The organism is Modestobacter muralis, from assembly GCF_010682105.1.
GTDB classification, from domain to species: domain Bacteria; phylum Actinomycetota; class Actinomycetes; order Mycobacteriales; family Geodermatophilaceae; genus Modestobacter; species Modestobacter muralis.
On the sequence record NZ_JAAGWH010000066.1, the window covers coordinates 14,159 to 31,173 of the forward strand.

At 72.1% G+C, this 17,015-nt stretch carries 19 protein-coding genes; 8 read left to right on the top strand and 11 right to left on the bottom strand.

Going from position 1 to position 17,015, the window contains the following annotated elements; all coding sequences use genetic code 11:
- Positions 1–36 precede the first annotated feature (36 nt).
- Genes GCU67_RS20255 through GCU67_RS20300 form a run of 10 tightly spaced genes read right to left on the bottom strand, consistent with a single transcriptional unit; the run spans position 37 to position 9,814 of the window.
- Complete coding sequence (locus tag GCU67_RS20255) at positions 37–456, bottom strand: DUF4913 domain-containing protein (RefSeq protein WP_211661801.1); 420 nt, start codon at positions 454–456, stop codon at positions 37–39.
- Positions 453–2,246 carry a TraM recognition domain-containing protein gene (locus GCU67_RS20260; RefSeq protein ID WP_163613180.1) on the bottom strand — a complete coding sequence of 598 codons (1,794 nt, stop codon included), beginning with the start codon at positions 2,244–2,246 and terminating at the stop codon, positions 453–455. The genes GCU67_RS20255 and GCU67_RS20260 overlap by 4 nt, the downstream gene beginning before the upstream one ends.
- A complete protein-coding gene (locus GCU67_RS20265) occupies positions 2,243–3,835 on the bottom strand; it encodes an ATP-binding protein (protein WP_211661802.1) in 1,593 nt (530 codons plus the stop codon). The genes GCU67_RS20260 and GCU67_RS20265 overlap by 4 nt, the downstream gene beginning before the upstream one ends.
- Complete coding sequence (locus GCU67_RS20270; RefSeq protein ID WP_163613181.1) at positions 3,832–5,340, bottom strand: SCO6880 family protein; 1,509 nt, start codon at positions 5,338–5,340, stop codon at positions 3,832–3,834. The genes GCU67_RS20265 and GCU67_RS20270 overlap by 4 nt, the downstream gene beginning before the upstream one ends.
- On the bottom strand, positions 5,327–6,685 hold the full coding sequence (locus tag GCU67_RS22590) for a TrbL/VirB6 family protein (protein WP_163613182.1): 1,359 nt from the start codon (positions 6,683–6,685) through the stop codon (positions 5,327–5,329). Before GCU67_RS22590 ends, GCU67_RS20270 begins: the two co-directional genes overlap by 14 nt.
- Entirely contained in the window at positions 6,685–7,416 is a 732-nt protein-coding gene (locus GCU67_RS20280) for a DUF8175 domain-containg protein (protein ID WP_163613183.1), read from the bottom strand. Before GCU67_RS20280 ends, GCU67_RS22590 begins: the two co-directional genes overlap by 1 nt.
- A 43-nt stretch (positions 7,417–7,459) precedes the next feature.
- Entirely contained in the window at positions 7,460–7,747 is a 288-nt protein-coding gene (locus tag GCU67_RS20285) for a hypothetical protein (RefSeq protein WP_163613184.1), read from the bottom strand.
- Positions 7,744–8,367 (bottom strand): DUF6668 family protein, encoded by a 624-nt coding sequence (locus tag GCU67_RS20290; RefSeq protein WP_163613185.1) that lies wholly within the window; start codon positions 8,365–8,367, stop codon positions 7,744–7,746. Before GCU67_RS20290 ends, GCU67_RS20285 begins: the two co-directional genes overlap by 4 nt.
- 26 nt (positions 8,368–8,393) lie before the next feature.
- Positions 8,394–9,422: a M23 family metallopeptidase gene (locus GCU67_RS20295; RefSeq protein WP_211661803.1), complete on the bottom strand. Its 1,029-nt coding sequence runs from the start codon at positions 9,420–9,422 to the stop codon at positions 8,394–8,396.
- 26 nt (positions 9,423–9,448) lie between these two features.
- The gene (locus tag GCU67_RS20300; RefSeq protein WP_163613187.1) at positions 9,449–9,814 is read right to left on the bottom strand and encodes a hypothetical protein; all 366 of its coding nucleotides are present in this window, start codon (positions 9,812–9,814) and stop codon (positions 9,449–9,451) included.
- Between the two features lie 304 nt (positions 9,815–10,118).
- Here GCU67_RS20300 and GCU67_RS20305 point away from each other — a divergent pair, with 304 nt between their 5' ends.
- The 4 genes from GCU67_RS20305 to GCU67_RS20320 all read left to right on the top strand — a co-directional run bounded on the left by GCU67_RS20305 (position 10,119) and on the right by GCU67_RS20320 (position 12,928).
- Entirely contained in the window at positions 10,119–10,577 is a 459-nt protein-coding gene (locus tag GCU67_RS20305; protein WP_211661804.1) for an XRE family transcriptional regulator, read from the top strand.
- A 124-nt stretch (positions 10,578–10,701) separates the two neighbouring features.
- Positions 10,702–11,211: an ImmA/IrrE family metallo-endopeptidase gene (locus GCU67_RS20310; protein WP_163613188.1), complete on the top strand. Its 510-nt coding sequence runs from the start codon at positions 10,702–10,704 to the stop codon at positions 11,209–11,211.
- Positions 11,208–12,311, top strand: a complete 1,104-nt coding sequence (locus GCU67_RS20315; protein WP_163613189.1) for an MAB_1171c family putative transporter — start codon at positions 11,208–11,210, stop codon at positions 12,309–12,311. The genes GCU67_RS20310 and GCU67_RS20315 overlap by 4 nt, the downstream gene beginning before the upstream one ends.
- Positions 12,308–12,928 carry a phosphoesterase PA-phosphatase gene (locus GCU67_RS20320; RefSeq protein WP_163613190.1) on the top strand — a complete coding sequence of 207 codons (621 nt, stop codon included), beginning with the start codon at positions 12,308–12,310 and terminating at the stop codon, positions 12,926–12,928. The genes GCU67_RS20315 and GCU67_RS20320 overlap by 4 nt, the downstream gene beginning before the upstream one ends.
- Before the next feature lie 766 nt (positions 12,929–13,694).
- Here GCU67_RS20320 and GCU67_RS20325 read toward each other — a convergent pair.
- On the bottom strand, positions 13,695–14,096 hold the full coding sequence (locus tag GCU67_RS20325) for a hypothetical protein (protein ID WP_163613191.1): 402 nt from the start codon (positions 14,094–14,096) through the stop codon (positions 13,695–13,697).
- Positions 14,097–14,261: 165 nt separating this feature from the next.
- Between GCU67_RS20325 and GCU67_RS20330 the strand changes: the two genes are divergently transcribed.
- From GCU67_RS20330 to GCU67_RS20345, 4 genes are all read left to right on the top strand, one after another.
- A complete protein-coding gene (locus GCU67_RS20330; protein WP_163613192.1) occupies positions 14,262–14,687 on the top strand; it encodes a hypothetical protein in 426 nt (141 codons plus the stop codon).
- An 88-nt stretch (positions 14,688–14,775) separates the two neighbouring features.
- Complete coding sequence (locus tag GCU67_RS20335) at positions 14,776–15,630, top strand: ParA family protein (RefSeq protein ID WP_163613193.1); 855 nt, start codon at positions 14,776–14,778, stop codon at positions 15,628–15,630.
- A complete protein-coding gene (locus tag GCU67_RS20340) occupies positions 15,630–15,986 on the top strand; it encodes a hypothetical protein (protein ID WP_163613194.1) in 357 nt (118 codons plus the stop codon). Before GCU67_RS20335 ends, GCU67_RS20340 begins: the two co-directional genes overlap by 1 nt.
- A gap of 461 nt (positions 15,987–16,447) precedes the next feature.
- Positions 16,448–17,005: a hypothetical protein gene (locus tag GCU67_RS20345; protein WP_163613195.1), complete on the top strand. Its 558-nt coding sequence runs from the start codon at positions 16,448–16,450 to the stop codon at positions 17,003–17,005.
- Positions 17,006–17,015: the final 10 nt, after the last annotated feature.

Genomic DNA, 17,015 nt, shown 5'->3' on the forward strand with positions numbered 1-17,015 from the left:
GGACTTCTAGAGGGTCGGGTGCCTCATCGGCATAGCTCAGGTGAATAGCCCGGCAGGCGGCTCCTCAAGGGGTAGTGGTCGAAGGCGCTCTCCGTGACCACGTTCAGGGTGGCAGCCCTTGAACGGTCCCAGCTCCGGGTCCATGAGGACGCGCATGTGCCGGTCGGCGTGATCGAGCATCCACACCGACAGCCCCGTCGCCGGGTCCATCCGCAGGTGCTCCCACGACCGCCACAGCGCCTCCAGCCGCATGATCGCCTCAGGGTGCTTCCACCACGACGGGCACCAGGTGAGGTGCCGCCCGTCGACCGGCCGACACCAGGTCGGTGCGATCAGATGGGCCACGAACAGGTCCAGGGAGCTGTAGACCAGGTCCGGACCCTCGTTCACGACGTCGTCGGGGTCGACGTCGTGCTCGTCGAGCTCGGCGTAGTCCTCGAGCGGGTCAAGGCTCACGCCGGGCCGACCCCGCGCGCGGCAGCGACGACCGGCGGCATGTGCCGGCGGGAGGGGTCATGCGCCTCGATGGAGGCCCGGATCGCCGGCGCCGCGGGGCTGTCCATCCAGGGCAGCGTGCGGACCAGCATCGGCGGCACACCGGAGGCGAACACGACCGCGCGGAAGCGCGGCATCGACCCGAGGTCGGAGACGTCCAGGACGCGGTCCCGGCGCAGCGACCGACTCGTGGTGGTCGCGCCGCGGCTGCGGGAGGTCGAGACGGTGTCGACGTCGACCTCACCGATCAGCGTGGACAGCTCGGTCAGGAACTCGGTTTCGGAGACGCCGCCGCCGTAGACCTTGACGTTGGCCGCGGACCACAGCTTGCGCATGCCGTCGCGGCCCCAGACCTCCACGCCTTGGGACCACGACTGCAGGATGGTCAGGATCGTGATGCCCCGGGACCCGTAGTGGGAGTACAGGTCGGGCAGGTTGTGCCAGCGGCAGACGTTCGCGGCCTCATCGAGCACCGCCACCAGCGGCACCGGGAGCCGGCCCTGCGGCGACACCCGGGCCAGGTTCTCCGCCGCCTCGGTGACCGCCACCGTCATGGCGGTCACCAGCGGACCAGTGGACCCTTCGCCCTCCTTGGAGAGGGAGTGCAGGGTGTCGGTGGAGCGCACGAAGTCGGCCGGGACGAACTGCGGCCGCCGGTCGGTCCCGACGGGCCCCTGCGGGGTCACCCACGTGGTGGCGCTGCGATTCGTCAGGAAGGAAACGGTCTCCTGGGCGGTGCCGTAGACACCGGCCCGTTGCTTCTCTGGGGCGTCGATCGTGCCCTTGAGCGCGGCCGCGGACAGCGGGTAGTCGTGGGTGGTGAGGATGTGGACCGGCTCGTCCTCGGTGGGGTCGGTCAGCCACAGGTAGACCTGGGTGATGGGCCGGTCAGCGAGGGCGGCGGCCAGCAGCAGGTTGGCCAGTAGCGAGGTGCCTGCCTTGTCGAAGTAGGCATCGGTCTTCGCGCCGGGCTCGCGCGCCGCGGTGGCGAACAGGCGGGCCAGCTGGCCGGCCTTGGCCTCGTCGGTGACGTAGGACAGCGGGTCCCACCACCAGGTCGCCGCCTCATCGGCGATCGACTGCGGGTCGAAGATCCACACCCGACCGACGGCGGAGCGGGGGTCCCGGGTGGCGTCGACCAGGTCGCGCTTGTTGCTGGTGGCCAGCACCGCGCCCGGGGCGGCCATGATCGCGGGGATCGCGCGGGAGGTGGACTTGCCGGTGCGTGGCCCCCAGACGTCGACGCAGACGTCCTCCCAGCTGGAGTAGAGGGTCTGCCCGGTGGCCACCGTGGCGGCGATCGGCAGACCTGGCGTGGCGACGCCGAGCCGGGTGGCCTTCTCCTGTGCCCCGCGCGCGGTGAGGGAGGCCAGGTCGCGGCCGCGACCCATCCGGCGGGCGGCTGAATCGACGCGGCTACGCCGCCGCCGCCAGCGCAGCACCGTCACCGTCACCGCGGTGGCCACCAGCAGCAGCAGGACACCGGCGGCCACCAGCAGCCACGTCGCGGCCGGTGGCCACGCGACGTCGCCGCGCACCAGCCCGGAGACGAGCTCGAAGGGGTTGCCGGGCAGGTCGGTCTGCGGTGCACCGACCGGGACGGGGGTGAGGGAGTTGCCCAGGTGGACCGCGGCGGTCACCGACCCCACGCCGAGCAGGACCAGGACGGCGAGTGCGCCGACGAGGAGGCCCTGGGTGTCCCCGTTGGCTCCGGACGTGCGGGTGCGCCGCTGTCCCGACGCGGGGCTCACGACACGCCCTCGGCGGCCTCGACGGCGTCCAGGACCTCGTCGACCGGCGGCAGGTCGGAGACCTTCCCGGTGCGGCTGATGGTGTGCCAGAGCTTGTTGGTGTCGTTCATCGTGGCCTCGACGCTGGTCAGCTTGACCTGCACCGGGATGCCCGGGCGGCCACCGACCTTGACCAGGAACTTCCCGCGCCCGGGAGGCGCGGACTCATGGCCTCCGTCGGGGTCCCACGCCGGCGGGTCGGTCCAGGAGGTCAGCATCTCCTCCTCGGCCCGGGACACCGAGACCGCCGACCGCAGCATCTCCATCTCCGCGGCCGGGAGGCCGCCGCAGACGACCATGCCGGAGCGCTCGACCAGGCCGCGCGCCTTCATCCGGTCCTCCGGGGAGGGGAGCGCGAGCAGGTCGCTCATCGTGTGGCTGATCATCGCCTGGCCCACGCCCCACTTGCGGTTGAGCCGGGTCAGGGTGTCCACGCGGTCGACCAGGCCCCGGCCGGCGCGCAGCGCCCGCCACAGCTCGTCGAGGACCACGAAGTAGTGCCGGCGGGGCTCGAGGCCTGCGTCGGCGAGGCGGTTGGAGACGTTGATCGCCCCGAAGCCGGTCGACCAGGACGCCAGCAGCGCGGCCGCCTGCAGGTCCATCTGCCCGTCGTCGATCGAGGACACGTCGAAGACCACCGGTCGGTCACGGCGCATCGGAGCGGTGGTCTGCTGGGTGAAGATCCCACCGAACCGGCCGCCGTGGGTCATGCCGGCGAGCGTGGCCTCCAGGCCCTCGGTGAGCTGTCGGTACCGGTCGTCGCTGCCGTGGTCGATCGCCACCTGACGGACGTCGGCCGGGGCGTCCCGGATCACCTGCAGCAGGTCGGCGAGCACCGGGGTGCCCACGTGCCGCTCGTCGAGGACGGCTAGTGCCCGGTCCAGGATCGACTCCTCCCGGTCCGTCGGCGGTGCCTTTCGCAGGATCGTGATCAGGGAGGACACCATCGTCGCCCGCACCTCGTGGGCGTCGGCCAGCAGCGCCCCGCGGGCGCCGCCGGTGAGCCGGTCAGCGGCCGCCTTGGCCTCGGATGAGTCCAGGACGTTGAGCGACCCACGGCCCGGGCCCAGGCGGAGCACTTGCCCGCCCAGGGCCTCGATGAGGTCGACGTAGTCCGGGCGCAGGTCGCCCAGCACCATCGGCTGCACGCCGTAGCCGGCCAGCCCGAGTGCCATGCGGCGCACGATCGTCGACTTCCCCAGACCAGGGCGGCCCAGGACGAACATCGACGGCTGGCTGATCAGGTTGCCCCGCTGGAACCAGCTCACCGGGTCACAGCACAGCGTCGAGCCGGACACCATGTTCCGGCCGATCGGCACCCCGACCATGGGGGACCCGGTGCCGGCGGCGAAGGGCCACAGCCCGCACACCTGCACGGTTGTGCCGCGCCACTCGTCTGCGGCCTGGACGTAGCCGGCCGGGCCGCGGCCGCGACCCACCCAGCCCCGCGGCCCGGGTCGCGGTCCGCGCGGAGCGCTCACCGGCCCGGACGCCTTGGTCGTCGACGAGCTGCTGGTCGACGTCGTCTTGGACTTGGAGCGACCGATCACAGGGACTCCCGGATCTCCTGAGGCACCCGAAGGTGGCGGGGCAGCACGAGGCCGATGGGCAGTGCGGAGGCGAACGCAGAGCCCTGCGACCCGTAGACCGGCCGCAGCAGCACCCGCGCGGCCGCGGAAAGGTTGTCGATCGCCGCGCGGGCGTCGGGGAGGCGGTCAGAGCCGGTCACCGTGGCGGTGACGACCATCCCGAAGTTGACCAGCCCAGCACCCCGGGCCTCCTCCTCGGCGGCCTGGTGGGCGGCGCGCTGGTCGATCTGCGCGCGCGCAGAGGGCCGTGCACTGCCCGTGGCCCGGAAGTCCGCGGCACGGCGGTCCTGCTCGACGATGTGCGCAGCGCGGGCAGCCGACAGGGGCCGGTAGAGCAGCGTGACCCGCTTGCGGTCGACGTCGCGGTGCGGGGCCAGCAGGTCCCGCAGCACCGAGGAGTAGACCTCGCCTCGAGGGGCCGCGGACATGGCCCAGGTGACCGACACGGCGGAGTCGTGCCGGTAGTAGTCGTAGTGCTCCTCAGCGGTCGCGGGGCCCACCTCGCCCCACTGCAGCTGCGGAGACTCCCCGGCCGCCCGGGCGGCGTCCAGCAGGCGGGCGGCCTGCGGGTCGTAGGCCACGCGCACCATCTCGCACAGCTCGGCCGCGGTCACCGGACGGGCACCACCGGCACCCGTGGCGTGCAGCGACTGCGACAGCGCCGGCAACCGGGAGGCGAGGTCCCGGCCCATCTCCTCCGGGGTCCGCTTGCGCGAGCCGGCCCGCACCGCAGCGGAGAAGGTGACCGACACCCACGCGCGGACCGTGGCCGAGCCCTCGGGGTAGGTGTCGACGACCTCGCGGAGCATGGCCTGGGCGACGAGGGGCGCGTCGGGGTCGACGTGGTTCTCGACCTCCCGGCGCAGCCGGGTCCCGGTGTCGGGGGCGGTTTCCACGGTCACCGCGGCGGCGATCGCGCCGGGCTCGTTGGCGAGGTTGGCCAGCCAGGCACCCCAGTTGGCCACCCAGGAGTCGACCTGCTCGGCGTCGACCAGGGAGGCGCCGTCGGGCTCGGTGGAGAACACCACGGTGTAGTCGCCGGTGCTGGGCACGTGGATGAGGGCGAACTTCCGGCCGTAGGAGTCGGTCCATTCGCTCAGCCGCGACGGAGCGGCCAGGCCGGGCATCTGGAAGCTGCCCCACGGCAGCTGGCCCAGCGGGCCGGATCGGTAGAGGTTGTGCCCGCGCTTGCGGTGCCGGCGGAACGCCATGCGCGCGGTGACCCGCTGCGCGATCGAGCGGCGGTGCCGGTCCTTGACCGTCAGGACCAGGAACGCGACCCCGCCGATCAGCGCCCCGACCAGCGCCGGGACCAGGCCGGCGGTGGCCATGAGCAGGATCTCGATGATCATGAAGAACAGGAGCAGTCCGGTGCCCAGGGCACCGAGCTGCCACAGGCCGGGGCTGGTCGGTCGACGCCAGTTCCCGTAGGTGCGTGCCGGACCTCCGGCGTTAGCGACTGCCACTGGGGCCCCCGTCGTCGATGTTGGATGCGTCGTTGGCTGCGCCTCGAGCGGCGCCTACGCCGCGCTGCGCGAGAGCGACGCCAGCTCCCACGGCCCCGCCGGCTGCGGCGCCACCTGCGGCGCCAGCGCCAGCGCCACCGGCCGTGCCGGCGGCGCCGCCTGCGCCGGTTGCCCCGCCCGCGCCGGTCGCGCCGCCTGCGCCGCCAGCACCGGTGCTACCGCCACCGCCGGTGGCTCCAGTGCTGCCGCCGGCGCCCGAGGGCCCACCGCCTCCAGGCCCACCGGTAGGCCCTGAGCCGCCCGGGGAGCCACCGGAGCCCGGAGGCCCACCGGTGGTCGCACCCGACGGGCCGGGCGCGCCCGAACCTCCGCCGGAACCGGTGGAGGCACCGCCCTTGGCCATGCGGGCGGAGACCGCTCCGGTGGCCACGGAGGCGACCAGGGCACCGCCACCGCCGCCACCGCCGCCGGTCGCGGCGCCGACCATCGGGGCGACGAACTTGAGCAACGCCGGCAGCGCTACCAGGCTCATGATCATCAGCGTCACGCCCGTCAGGGCGGAGGTCACCACGTCGTCCCCGGTGGTGCCGATCAGCTGGAACGCCGTGGCGTAGATGATCGCCGCGGCGGGCTTGTAGAGGATGAAAGCCACCGTCCAGCTCAGCGCCTTCTGGAACCACGCCCGGCCGGTCTCGGTGTTGGTGAAGCTGGCCGACAGGGGCAGGACCCCGGCCAACACAATGAGGAACCCGCCGCGCACGACCAGCAGGACGATCTGGACCAGCGAGGCGAGCAGGCCACCCAAGCCCAGGACGATGAGCAGGATCGCCGAGACCGCGGCCGATCCTTGGGGACCGGCGGCGCCGCCGAGGGTGATCATGCGATTCAGACCGGCGCCGAAGTCGTCGGTCGACCGGCCGATGATCCAGGCCGCGAAGCCGTCAGCGGCCGTGACCGCCAGGCCGATCCCGGCCAGCGAGGCGCCGGACACCAGCACGAGGGTGAACATCGCCCGCAGCAGGTCTCGGCCCGGCTCCGCGCGCCGCTCGTAGGCCATGCGCGCGCCACCGATGAGCACCGCGACCACCGCGGCGGCTGCCACGTAGTAGGACAGCGAGCCCTGCACGAACGCCACCGGGGCGCTGGGGTTCCCGCCTCCGTTGGTCAGGGCCGGGGTGTCGACGTTGACCCAGAACGTGGCCAGCGAGGAGATCGCCTTGCCCATCGCCTCGACGATCTTGTCGGCCAGGTTGTCGATCGCGTCGTCGACCGCGCCCCCGATGGCGTTGCCGAGCTCACACTTGAGATTGCCGAAACCGCAGTCGTCTTGTCCCGCGTCGGCCATCAGCTGCCCGACCAGGGGACGTAGCCGGCCAGGCTGTCGAGGGGCCGGGTGCCGGCGCCGAAGTTGCCGTCAGCCGGGAGCTGCATCAGCCAGTCGTCGTCCGACCACTGCAGCGTCAGGGGAATGGCGCCCTGGACACCATCGGAGGTGGTGACAGCCAGGTCCAGCATCGCTACGTCTCCCGTGTAGGTGAGGAAGGTGAAGCCGCTGATCTGGTAGCCGCCCACGCCGAGAACGGCGTCAGGCTCGGTCTCCAGAAGGCCGTTCACTGCGTCTGCGCCCGGGCCGGGGGCGGTGAGGTTGTCGACGGCGAGCTGCATGTCCTCGACGGTGGAGGTCATCCCCATCCAGTTGACGGCGGCGAAGAGGGCGCCGGTCGGGTCGTGCGAGAAGCAGGTGCGCAGCCCCTCAGCGGTGACCTGGCCCGGACCTGCTCCGTCGGGGTCGGTCGGGGCGACGAGCTTCCCGACGAGCTCCCAGTCGTTGACCGGTGCTGCCACTGGGGGCAGCTGATCGCCCTCGGGCTGGTCGCACTCCCCGGAGTCCGCGGGCGCCGACGTGGTCGGCGCCGCAGTGTTGGAGGTACCGCCGGCCACGGGGGCCGGAGCGCTGTCGTCGCCACCGGTGAAGATGACGACGACAGCGGCGACGATGACCAGGGCCACGACGACGGCAGCAGCGATGAACCCGCGTCGGGCGAACGGGCTGGGGTCGTTGTCGGGCTCGGTCACGGTGTCCTCCAGGAGGGTGCGCAGGGCATGAGGGGTGAGGCCCCTAGACGAGCGCGCCGACGAGTCCGGCAGCGCCGCCGATGACGATGGAGCCGGCCATCACCCAGCCCAGCTTGACGGCCTGCTCGCCACCCTCGCCGCGTCGACCCGCGAACAGCATGCCGACGCCAGCGCAGATCACGCCGACGACGCAGAGGCCGACGGCGACCCAGGCGACCCAGTTGACGATCGTCACCAGGCCCTCGGAACCGGGGGGAGCGGTGCCCTCGCCGGGGTCGATGACGGCGAGGACGTCGAGGCCAGCGGTGTTGGCGGACGCGAGGAGGTTCATGACGGGCCTTCCTGGAGGGTGGTGAAGGGGACGAGGGGCCCCGGTTGGGCGGGGGAAGCCGTCCGAGCGGGAAGGGCGGTGAGGTCGGCCGCGAGGCGGCGCAGGGAACGGGGGGCGTCGGCGGCGTCGACGACGGGGAGCTGGCCGGGCAACTTGGGCTCAGCCAGGCGCAGCTGCTCCTCCCACGGCAGGAACCAGGTCCGGGGCACCCCGCCGGCCACCAGGCGGGCGAAGTCGCGCAGCTCGCGCGGCAGCTTCCCGGGGGCGTCAGGGATCAGCGCCAGCCCGACAAGCTCGACGGCCGGTGCAGCATCGGCCGCCCACTGCTGGGCGGCCCGCTGAGCGGCCCGCAGGCCAGACAGGTGGGTACGGGCGACCAGCAGCACCCGCGGCGGGGTGTCCGCACGCGGCCACCGCCGGTCGGTGCCCGATCCGGACAACGCCACGGCAAGGGTGGTCTCCCCCGCGCCACCGTGGACCCCGACGACCCACAGCCGGTCATCGGCGGGGACGTCGAGGACGTCCAGGCCGTGGGTGGGGGCAGAGATGCCCGGTTGTGGGGCGGCCGGGCCGGAGGCGTGCTCAAGCTCGGTCGAAATCGCCGCGGTGGTGGCGGTCATGGAGTCCTTTCCGCGCTGGGCCTTGGTCACTGGACGCTCACGCCGACTGAGGCCAGGACGGGGAGGGGGTCGGTGAAGGCGCCGCCGCGGAGCACCTCGAAGTGCAGGTGGCAGCCCGTGGAGTCCCCGTAGGAGCCGACCCGGGCGATCTGCTGGCCAGCGACGACGGTCTGCCCGACCGCGGTCAGGACGTCGGCGGGGTACATGTGCGCGTAGCGGGTCACCACGCCGTCGCCGTGGTCGACGGTGATCAAGTTCCCGTAGCCGGTCGAGGGGCCGGTGCCGACCACCGTCCCGGCGGCGGCCGCGTAGATCGGCGAGCTGCACGGCGGGGCGATGTCGATGCCGTTGTGCGGCCGCCCCCACCGCATGCCGTAGACGGAGGTGAGCGGGCCGACCGCGGGCTTGGTCCACGCACCCGGCGGCAGCGGGACACCCGGCAGGGCGCCAGCGCCACCGCCGGGGCTGCACGCCAGGGCGCCGCCGCCTGGGTTCAGCGTCTCCACTGGCACGCCGGTCAGCGCCGCCACGACCTGCCCGGCGGGGTCCCAGAAGGGCGTGTAGTAGCCGGGGTCGGCGTTGCGCTGCACCGCGTGCGCGGCCGCGGTCGGCGACAGCGCCTCCCAGCCGGTCACCCGCTGGAGCGCGCGGAAGAAGTTGGTCGCGCTGGTCGTGGGGTCCATGCGGTCGGCGTAGGAGCCCCACGCGCCGTTGTCGCGCTGCTGGAACAGGCCCCGGGAGTCCGGGCCGGCGAGGTCACCCCGGTCCAGGACGCGCAGACCCGACTCCCCCATCGCGGTCATCACGCCGATGGTCTGGCCCTGCACCGACAGCCCGAGGCTCGCGCCGGCGTTCATCACCAGGGCGGCGTTGACCAGCTGCTCCCCGGAGTACCCGGCCACCGCATCAGCCGGTAGCGCACCAAGGTCGACCGTCGCACCGCCACCGCTGGCCTGGCAGGACGTCGACGCCGTGGCCACCGCGCCGCTGAGGCCACCGAGCATCACCGTGCCGAGGAGCACGAAGAACAGGGCAATCGGCACGAGGGCGGCCATGACGAGGGTCGTGGCGGACCGCCGGTTCACCGGACACCGTCCGGGGCGGTGATCGTCTCGACCAGCCAGTCAGCGGTCCCGCTCTCCCGGGACAGCAGGAGCCGGTAGTCCCCGACGTCGGTCGGGATCACGACGTAGGCCAGGAACGCGGACGTGCTCTCCTCAAGCCGTCCACCGCCGGTGACGGCCCGGGCGGGCACCTCGGCCGGGTCGGTGCCGGTGTAGGCCGAACGGGTGGCCGGGGTCAGCAGCGGAGCCAGCTCGGTGAACCACGGGTCGGCTCCGAGGGTCGGACGGGCGAAGGCGGTCATCGCGCGCTGGGCCAGGTCGACAGCGGCCACGCTCGAGGCGGCGTCCTGCGACGGCGGCACCGGTGCCGGCTGCGCGCTCATGGCCGTGTCATTCGGGCCGGCCACCGGTGTGGGAGTAGTCCCTGCAGCAGGGTCGGCGCTTGTGGGCGCCGCGTCAGGCACCGCACTATCCCCGCAACCACAGAGAAGGGTGCCGGCGACCGCGATAACTACAGCAATGCGCGAAGGCAATCGCACGTGCACCCCCGGATCACCTTGCTGTAGTTACGAAGCTCGTCAGAAAGCTAGGCGGCAGTTATGGGCCGCGTCAAGGCGCGATCGGTGATGCCTGGCTGTCTAGAGTTCCCGCGCAGGAAGACGTGGGTGGGTGGAGCGAGGAGCGACGTTGGCGGAGCAGGGCGAGGGCGGCATGCCGCGGCTGGCTGCCCAGCTCAACAAGCTCTTCGCCACCGTCCCCCGCCCTGACGGGACGACGCTGTGGACCAACGAAAGCGCCGCGAGCGCGCTCACCGCAGCCGGTGTCGCCACGTCGGCGGCCTATCTCAGCCAGCTGCGCACCGGTAAGCGGGACAACCCCTCGGCCCGGCACCTGGCCGCGATCGCCCGGCTGTTCCAGATGCCGATGGAGTACTTCTTCGACGAGGACCTGGCCGCCCGGATCGATGCGGACATGCAGACCCTGGTCGCTCTACGCACCGCCGGTGTGGAGAACATCGCCCTGCGCGCGCAGGGTCTGTCCCCCGCCAGCCTGTCCGGTGTCGCGGACATGATCGAGCACATCCGGCGGCTTGAGCATGGCGGCGCGGCCACCCCACCGCCGCCGACCCCCGGCCCGGCCGAGTAACCAGCGACACACCCAGACCGGGCCAAACGGCACCCGGCCGGGCGTAAAGCCAGCTCAGCGGTGACCCCCGGTCATCGCCCGCGCCTACCCTCGCAAAGCGGAACGACTCCGGGAGGTGGGATGGATGACCAGATCGACGATGCGCCGAGACGTGCGCGACGCGCTCGCCGACGTTGAGGGGCTCGTGCCCGTCCCGTGGAGCGTCGAGGAGCTCACCGAACGGCTGGGCGCCCACCGGGGCAAGCCCATCCGGCTGGTCGCCTGGACTTTCCCCGCCGAACCCGATGCCCCTACCGGGCTGTGGGTGGCCACCGAGCAGGCCGACTACGTCTTCTACGACGACGCAGCCTCCCCGGCGCGGAGAGAGCAGATCATCGGCCACGAGCTGGGACACCTGCTGCTGGGCCACACCCCGCGCCTCAGTGAGGCCCTCGACGGACTGATCGAAGCACTGGCGCCCTCTGTGAGCCCCGAGCTAGCCCGGCAGGTGCTGGCCATGGCGCGCACCGGTTACGCCGAGGCCGACGAGGCCGCGGCCGAGCTGTTCGGCACCAGCCTCATCCGCGCCGCGCACACCAAGCGCGGGCCGGCCGAGCGTGGGGAGCTGGGGCGGCTGACCGAAGCGCTGCAGTGACCTACGCAGCGATCGCCCTGTTCTGGATCGCCACAGCAGCCCGGCTACGCAGCTTCACCCAGGCACCCAGCTTCATCAACGGCACTTACGCCCTGGCCGCCGCTGCGGTCGCTGCCGGGGTGAGCATCAAGGCCGCGGAGCAGGCCATCGACGACGCGACCGGCCCCTATGTGTCCGATCTCCTCGAGCACGGCGTCATCGTGCTCGCTGGAGTCGCCGCACAGCTGTTCCTGCTAGGACTGCGCACCCCGCGCCCCCGCCGGGAGCAGACCCGGCTCCGGTTCGCCGTGGCCGCCGGCGTGCTGCTGGCGATGGTCATCGCCTTTGCCCTGGCACCGGTGCATGACCGGTTCGCCGGGGACCTAGACGCCGTCTACGGGGCACTGCCGGAAGTTGCGTTCTACCGGCTGGTCTTCAACGGCTACCTGATATTCGTCCTGGTCGACAACGTCCGGCTGTGCCTGCGCTACGCCTCCACCCCTGGCGACCGCGCACGCACCGTCAGCCTGACGATCACCGGCTGGGCCTCGGCGGTGTGCCTGGCCTACCCCCTCAGCCGCATCACCTACGTCCTCCTGGAGAACACCACCGGCCAGGGAGCTGAGGTGATCCAGTCGATTGGATCGGCAGCCGCCACCACCGGGCTGTGCGCCCTGGCCATCGGCGTCCTCGCTCCCCGGGCCATCGCCGCGACCCGGCGGTGGCTGGTCGCCCTGGCCGGTATCCGACGGCTGAACCCGCTGTGGAGCGACCTGACAGCGGCCTTCCCGCTGGTCACCCTCCCAACTCCGGCGCCGGTCACCCTCAGCCGCGCTGAGCTCCGCTACGACCGTCACCTGCTGGAGATCGCCGAGGCCCTGGCCCGGGCCCGCGTCCACACTGGACCCCGGTCAGCGCGCAAGACCGTAGAGTCGACCGCTGCCGCCTTGGCGGCAAGCCGCAATGGCGGCTGGTCTGCTGCCGCCGGCACGGTGGCAGCCGAGCTGCTGCCTGTAGCAGCAAGCCCGGCTCAGGAGCGGGCCCTGCTCGGGGCTCTGGCCGCTGCCTACCGGTCTGCTACAGCTCGAGACTCAGCACCGCCCGAGGAGGCCCGCACATGAGCGTGGAGACCAACCCCAAGACGACCCCTCGGTTCGGCCGCCGTCGACTCTCCATCGCCCGCGTCATCACCGAGGTCAGCGGGCCGGCCCTCTGTGCCGTCACCGGGCTGCTCGTCGTCGCCATCCGCAACGCCGGCAGCGGCGCAGGAGCAGCCTGGGGCGGGTTCGCCGCCCTCTTCGTCGCCGGCATCCCCATGGGCTACATCGCCAAGGGCGTCAAGGCCGGCAAGTGGAGCGACCACCACGTCGCGGACCGCACCAAGCGCGCAGTCCCCCTGCTCATCGCACTGGCATCGGTCGCCGTCTGCGCGGCCGTGCTCGCCGCCGTCGACGCGCCGCAGGAACTCGTGGCGCTCGTGCTGGCGATGCTCGCCGGCCTCGCCGCCGTCCTCACCATCACCCACTGGTGGAAGGTCTCCATTCACGCCGCCGTCGCCGGCGGCCTGCTCGGGATCTTCGTCGTCCTCTTCGGCCCCTGGGCCCTGCTCGGCCTCCCCCTACTGGCCGCCGTCGCCTGGTCCCGCACCGTCCTGGACGCGCACACCTGGCCGCAAGTCATCGTCGGCGCGCTGCTCGGTGCGGCTGTGGCGGCCGCAGTGTTTCCGCCCCTCCGCTGACTCTCCTGAGCACCTGATTTGCGAACCGAGCACTCTTGCCCGTTATCGCTAACATAGAGATGAAGTTGCGGCTGCTGCTAACTGCAAACCGCGAGGTCCGCATGGCGTCCATCCCAGGCTGGGTGGTTGACGCTGGTGGGCCGGTCGCTCAGTCGACCGATTCAGATACATGTCGACACGCCGAACGGGTCTTCCGTATCTGAATCACATCGGTGTTAGCTAGCCACATGTCTCGTAAGCCAAGTGGGGGTCGCCCGAGCAAGGGCGACCGCGACTCGATCATCACCAGGCCGGCTCGTCCGCTCGGGAACGTCGTGCGCGCCCGGGCTGATGAGGCCGGCATGACCATCAGCGAGTACGTCGCCATGGTCCTGGCCAACGCGCACGGGCTGCCGGAGTACGCGCCCGCGCGCTCGACGACGCAGGACCAAGGGGTGCTGCCGCTCGGCAAGACCGCCTAAACGCGGAAGGGCGGCTCCCCCAAGGGGAACCGCCCTGTACCGCTAGATGCCGGATCGGTGCGCCAACACCGCGCCCGGCGACACTTCCCCGCCCTGTCACCAACAGGAGGCTTTGTGCTGCCCTCTCATCGTAGAGCGCTGTCCGGAAACGGGCCAGTGCCACGCTGGAGATTCGCGCACCAGTCCGGCGTGTCCGCCGGGCTGCGGTGCTGAGTCGCGCCCTCAAACGCCCCGTCACCACCCGTCGGGTCTCCGCAGGCATCCACGGAGACCCCGGCGCCACCAGCCGCACGCCGGCCTGGTGGTCAGCTGCGGACTGGACCGCCGAGGTCAAGACCACCCTTCGGGGTCACCGCGACGTCTGCCGCGCCCACCACATTGAGCCCGACACCGTGCTCGCCGTGGCCCGCGGCATGGCCAGCTACGCCGACTACACCACCGGACGGGACTGCCGCCCCACCAACGACCGGCTGGTCGCCGATGTCCAAGTCTCGCTGTCCACCGTCCAGCGGGCCCGCCGAGTGCTCAAGGCACTCGGCTTCGTCGTCGAGCTCGTCGCCGGCCGGTCGTTCCTCACCCGCGAGGAACGACTGGCGGCCTGGCGCCGGGGATCGACACATCGCCAGCTCGCCGCTGAGTTCGCGCTGTGCAGCCGCCGCGACCGGCCCCGCCGGCCGCACCGCAGCCGCAGCCATCCCCAGGTCCACCGCTCCGCTGTGGAGCGTGACACCCCACCCGGCTCTCCGAAGGAGAGCTTGGTTTCTCACCCAAGTAGCACTCATCTTCAAGCCACAGCCGAAACGAGGAAGGCCGCTCCGCGGCCTACACCAACCGAGAGCGTCACTTCCCTAGGCCGCCGACGAGGTCATCCCTTGGCCAGGAGGCTCGCCGAGGGCGTCCAGCGGCGCCTGAGCTGGACGCGGGGTGTCCCGGCAGCTCGATTGATCCCCCTACTCACCCCACACGCCCTGGCCGGGTGGACACCCCGCGACGTCGAGCGCGCCGCCGACGACACCCGCGCGGTCCTGGGCTGGAGGATTCCGGCCAAGCTCGACCACCCCGCGGCCTACCTCGCCCGGCTGCTCCGTGGCGTCGACCCCGCCGACCGCCCTGGCGCCCTCGACGAGTTCATCGCCGCCTCCGAGGCCGCCGGCCGACGGCACGAATTGCAGCTGCGCATCGGCACCCCGTGCGCCCACGGGCAGCCCGCCGGCGACGTCCCGCACCCGGTGCACGGGCATCTGGCCTGCCCGCTGTGCCGGGCGGCAGCGGCAGCGGCGCCAATCTCATGGCCCTGACCTGCACCGACACACCGGCGGCGTGCTGGCAATGCGGCATGCCGCAGTGGCAGCATTGCGGCATGCCGCACTGCTCACGGACCAGCCCATGTTGACCGCAGCGGTGATCAACCAGAAGGGCGGGGTCGGCAAGACATCAGTCACCCTCCTCCTGGCCGGAGCCGCCGCCGCCCAGGGCCTGCGGGTCCTCGTCATCGACCTCGACCAGCAGGGCAACGCCAGCTCCTCCCTCGGCGTCACCGGCGAGACCGCCGAGTTCACCGCCTACGAGGTCCTCGACCAGGCCAAGCCCGGCGTCGCCACCGCGGCCGCAGTCCCCGCTCCCGCCTGGCCAGGGGTGTCGGTCATCGCCGCCCACCGCAGCCTCGCCCAGCTCAACATGAGCGCCGAGCTGGGCATCGAGAGCCGGCTGCGCACCTCGCTGCAGGGGGTCACCGACTGGGACCTCGTCCTCATCGACTGCCCGCCGGCGGTGGACCGCATGGTGCAGAACGCCCTCACTGCGGCCAACGTCGCCGTCATCGTCACCCAGCCCACCCGGTACTCCCTCGAGGGTGTCGGGCAGGTCATGGACACCATCGAGAAGGTCCAGGCCTTCCTCAATGCCGGCCTGGTCATCGGCGGCGCGATCATCAACGGCCTGCGCCCGCGCACCCGCGAGGCAGGTCTGCGCGTCGACGAGCTCCGCACCAACCTCGACACCGCGGTCTGGGAGCCGGCCATCCCCGAGCGCCAGATCATCCGCGAGATGGAAGGCGCCGGCGTGCCGCTCAACGACTTCGGCCGCGACGCCCAACCCGTCGCCCGCGTCGTCGACGTCCTCCTGGCCCGACTGCTGTGGCTTGACGGCACCTACCGGGCCGCCCACCCCGACCGCGACCCCGAGGTGCTCTACACGCAGTACCTGGCGTGGCTCGCCGCCAACGAGAAGGTGACCTCCTGATGGCACCCCGACCGCAAGCAGCCCCCTCGGCCGGCCTGCGCAGGACCCGCCCCGACGACCACGCATTCGTGCCTGCAGGTGCCCAGCCCGCCGGCCCCGCGGTCAGCCCGGACGGTGCCGCCACTGCGGCAAGCCGCAATGACGGCACCCAGGCTGCGGCCGCCGCCCCTCAGGAAGCGCTGGTCAAGATCTCCACCCGCATCCCGCCGGCGGTCCACCGGTTCATCAAGGTCGTCTGTGCCGAAGAGGACCTGACGACCCAGGGCATCGCCGTCGACGCCCTCATCGCCCACCTCGAGAAGCTGGGCCACCCCCTTCCCGACGACCTCCTGCAGATGCTCCGGCCACTGCACTGAGCTGCCGGCCGCCGCACGAAGAGCGCGGCGGCCGGCAGTCCTTGTTGCGCTATTGCGCCATGCGGCTCTCCGCCGATGCGGCATTGCGGCATTGCGGCAATGCGGCAATGCGGCTCGGAGGATGGCAGGAAGTGCGCGAAAGGCCAGGCCAGGGGCCCGCTGCGCGGCGCCGGCTACGCCGTCGTCTCTGACCGCCTCCGGCGGGCTGTCACCAAATTGCACCCCCGACCCGTCCGGCAGCTCAGCGTAGGGACCTTCCGCGCCCCGCTACGGCCACCCGCGTTCATGATCCTTTGACCCTCCGGGCGCTGCGCTGCCAAAGCATCGTGAGCGCGGGCGTCCTCCGCTCCTCCGCTCCAGGTCCCCGAGCAGAGCTCTTTGCCGGACGGGCCGGGGGAATGGGTCAGACAGAGACCCGAACGCATCCCCTCCCGTCGTCTGGCGGAGCAGGGGAGCCAGCCATGACCAGCCACAACCCGGGCACCAGCGGTCAGCAGTTCGTCCGCGCCACCGTCCACCTCGCCGGAGCCGTGACGGTCGAGACCGGACACATGGCGCAGTACAGCGCGGAGCACATCCAGGCCCGCATCGGCGGAGTGTTGATCTACTTCCTCGACCTGGCCGCCGTGGACGCCTTCGCCGCCAGCGTCAGCCAGGCCGCCGAGTTCGGCCGCACGGCGTTCCGGCAGCGGAGCACCTACTGCCTGCCCGACGAGCTGATCGCCAATACCCAGGAGGTGTGCCTGGTCGTGCGGCTGCAGGGCCACCAGGAGCCCGCTGAGCGCAACGGCGCGGTCGCCAACGACAGCACCGGCGGCCGCGGACACGTCATCGTCGGCGTCGGCGCGCTGCGGCTGTTCCTGCACGACCCGCAGGCCCTGCAGCGGCTGGTGCACGTCACCGACACCGTCGCCCGCCTCGCCGCCGCCCTGTGGCCCGCCCTCACGCTGGACGAGATCGAGTCCCGCGACACCTACGCGGAACGTTGGGAGGAGCAGCAGCGGCAGGCCCGGCGCTGATCTGAGGGCA

What these genes read in the sequence shown, in the direction of transcription:
- GCU67_RS22590 (WP_163613182.1), bottom strand. Translation starts at nt 6,685, where the DNA reads ATGGCCGACGCGGGACAAGACGACTGCGGTTTCGGCAATCTCAAGTGT.
- GCU67_RS20285 (WP_163613184.1), bottom strand. Translation starts at nt 7,747, where the DNA reads ATGAACCTCCTCGCGTCCGCCAACACCGCTGGCCTCGACGTCCTCGCC.
- GCU67_RS20290 (WP_163613185.1), bottom strand. Translation starts at nt 8,367, where the DNA reads ATGACCGCCACCACCGCGGCGATTTCGACCGAGCTTGAGCACGCCTCC.
- GCU67_RS20295 (WP_211661803.1), bottom strand. Translation starts at nt 9,422, where the DNA reads ATGGCCGCCCTCGTGCCGATTGCCCTGTTCTTCGTGCTCCTCGGCACG.
- GCU67_RS20300 (WP_163613187.1), bottom strand. Translation starts at nt 9,814, where the DNA reads ATGAGCGCGCAGCCGGCACCGGTGCCGCCGTCGCAGGACGCCGCCTCG.
- GCU67_RS20310 (WP_163613188.1), top strand. Translation starts at nt 10,702, where the DNA reads ATGACCAGATCGACGATGCGCCGAGACGTGCGCGACGCGCTCGCCGAC.
- GCU67_RS20320 (WP_163613190.1), top strand. Translation starts at nt 12,308, where the DNA reads ATGAGCGTGGAGACCAACCCCAAGACGACCCCTCGGTTCGGCCGCCGT.
- GCU67_RS20335 (WP_163613193.1), top strand. Translation starts at nt 14,776, where the DNA reads ATGTTGACCGCAGCGGTGATCAACCAGAAGGGCGGGGTCGGCAAGACA.
- GCU67_RS20340 (WP_163613194.1), top strand. Translation starts at nt 15,630, where the DNA reads ATGGCACCCCGACCGCAAGCAGCCCCCTCGGCCGGCCTGCGCAGGACC.
- GCU67_RS20345 (WP_163613195.1), top strand. Translation starts at nt 16,448, where the DNA reads ATGACCAGCCACAACCCGGGCACCAGCGGTCAGCAGTTCGTCCGCGCC.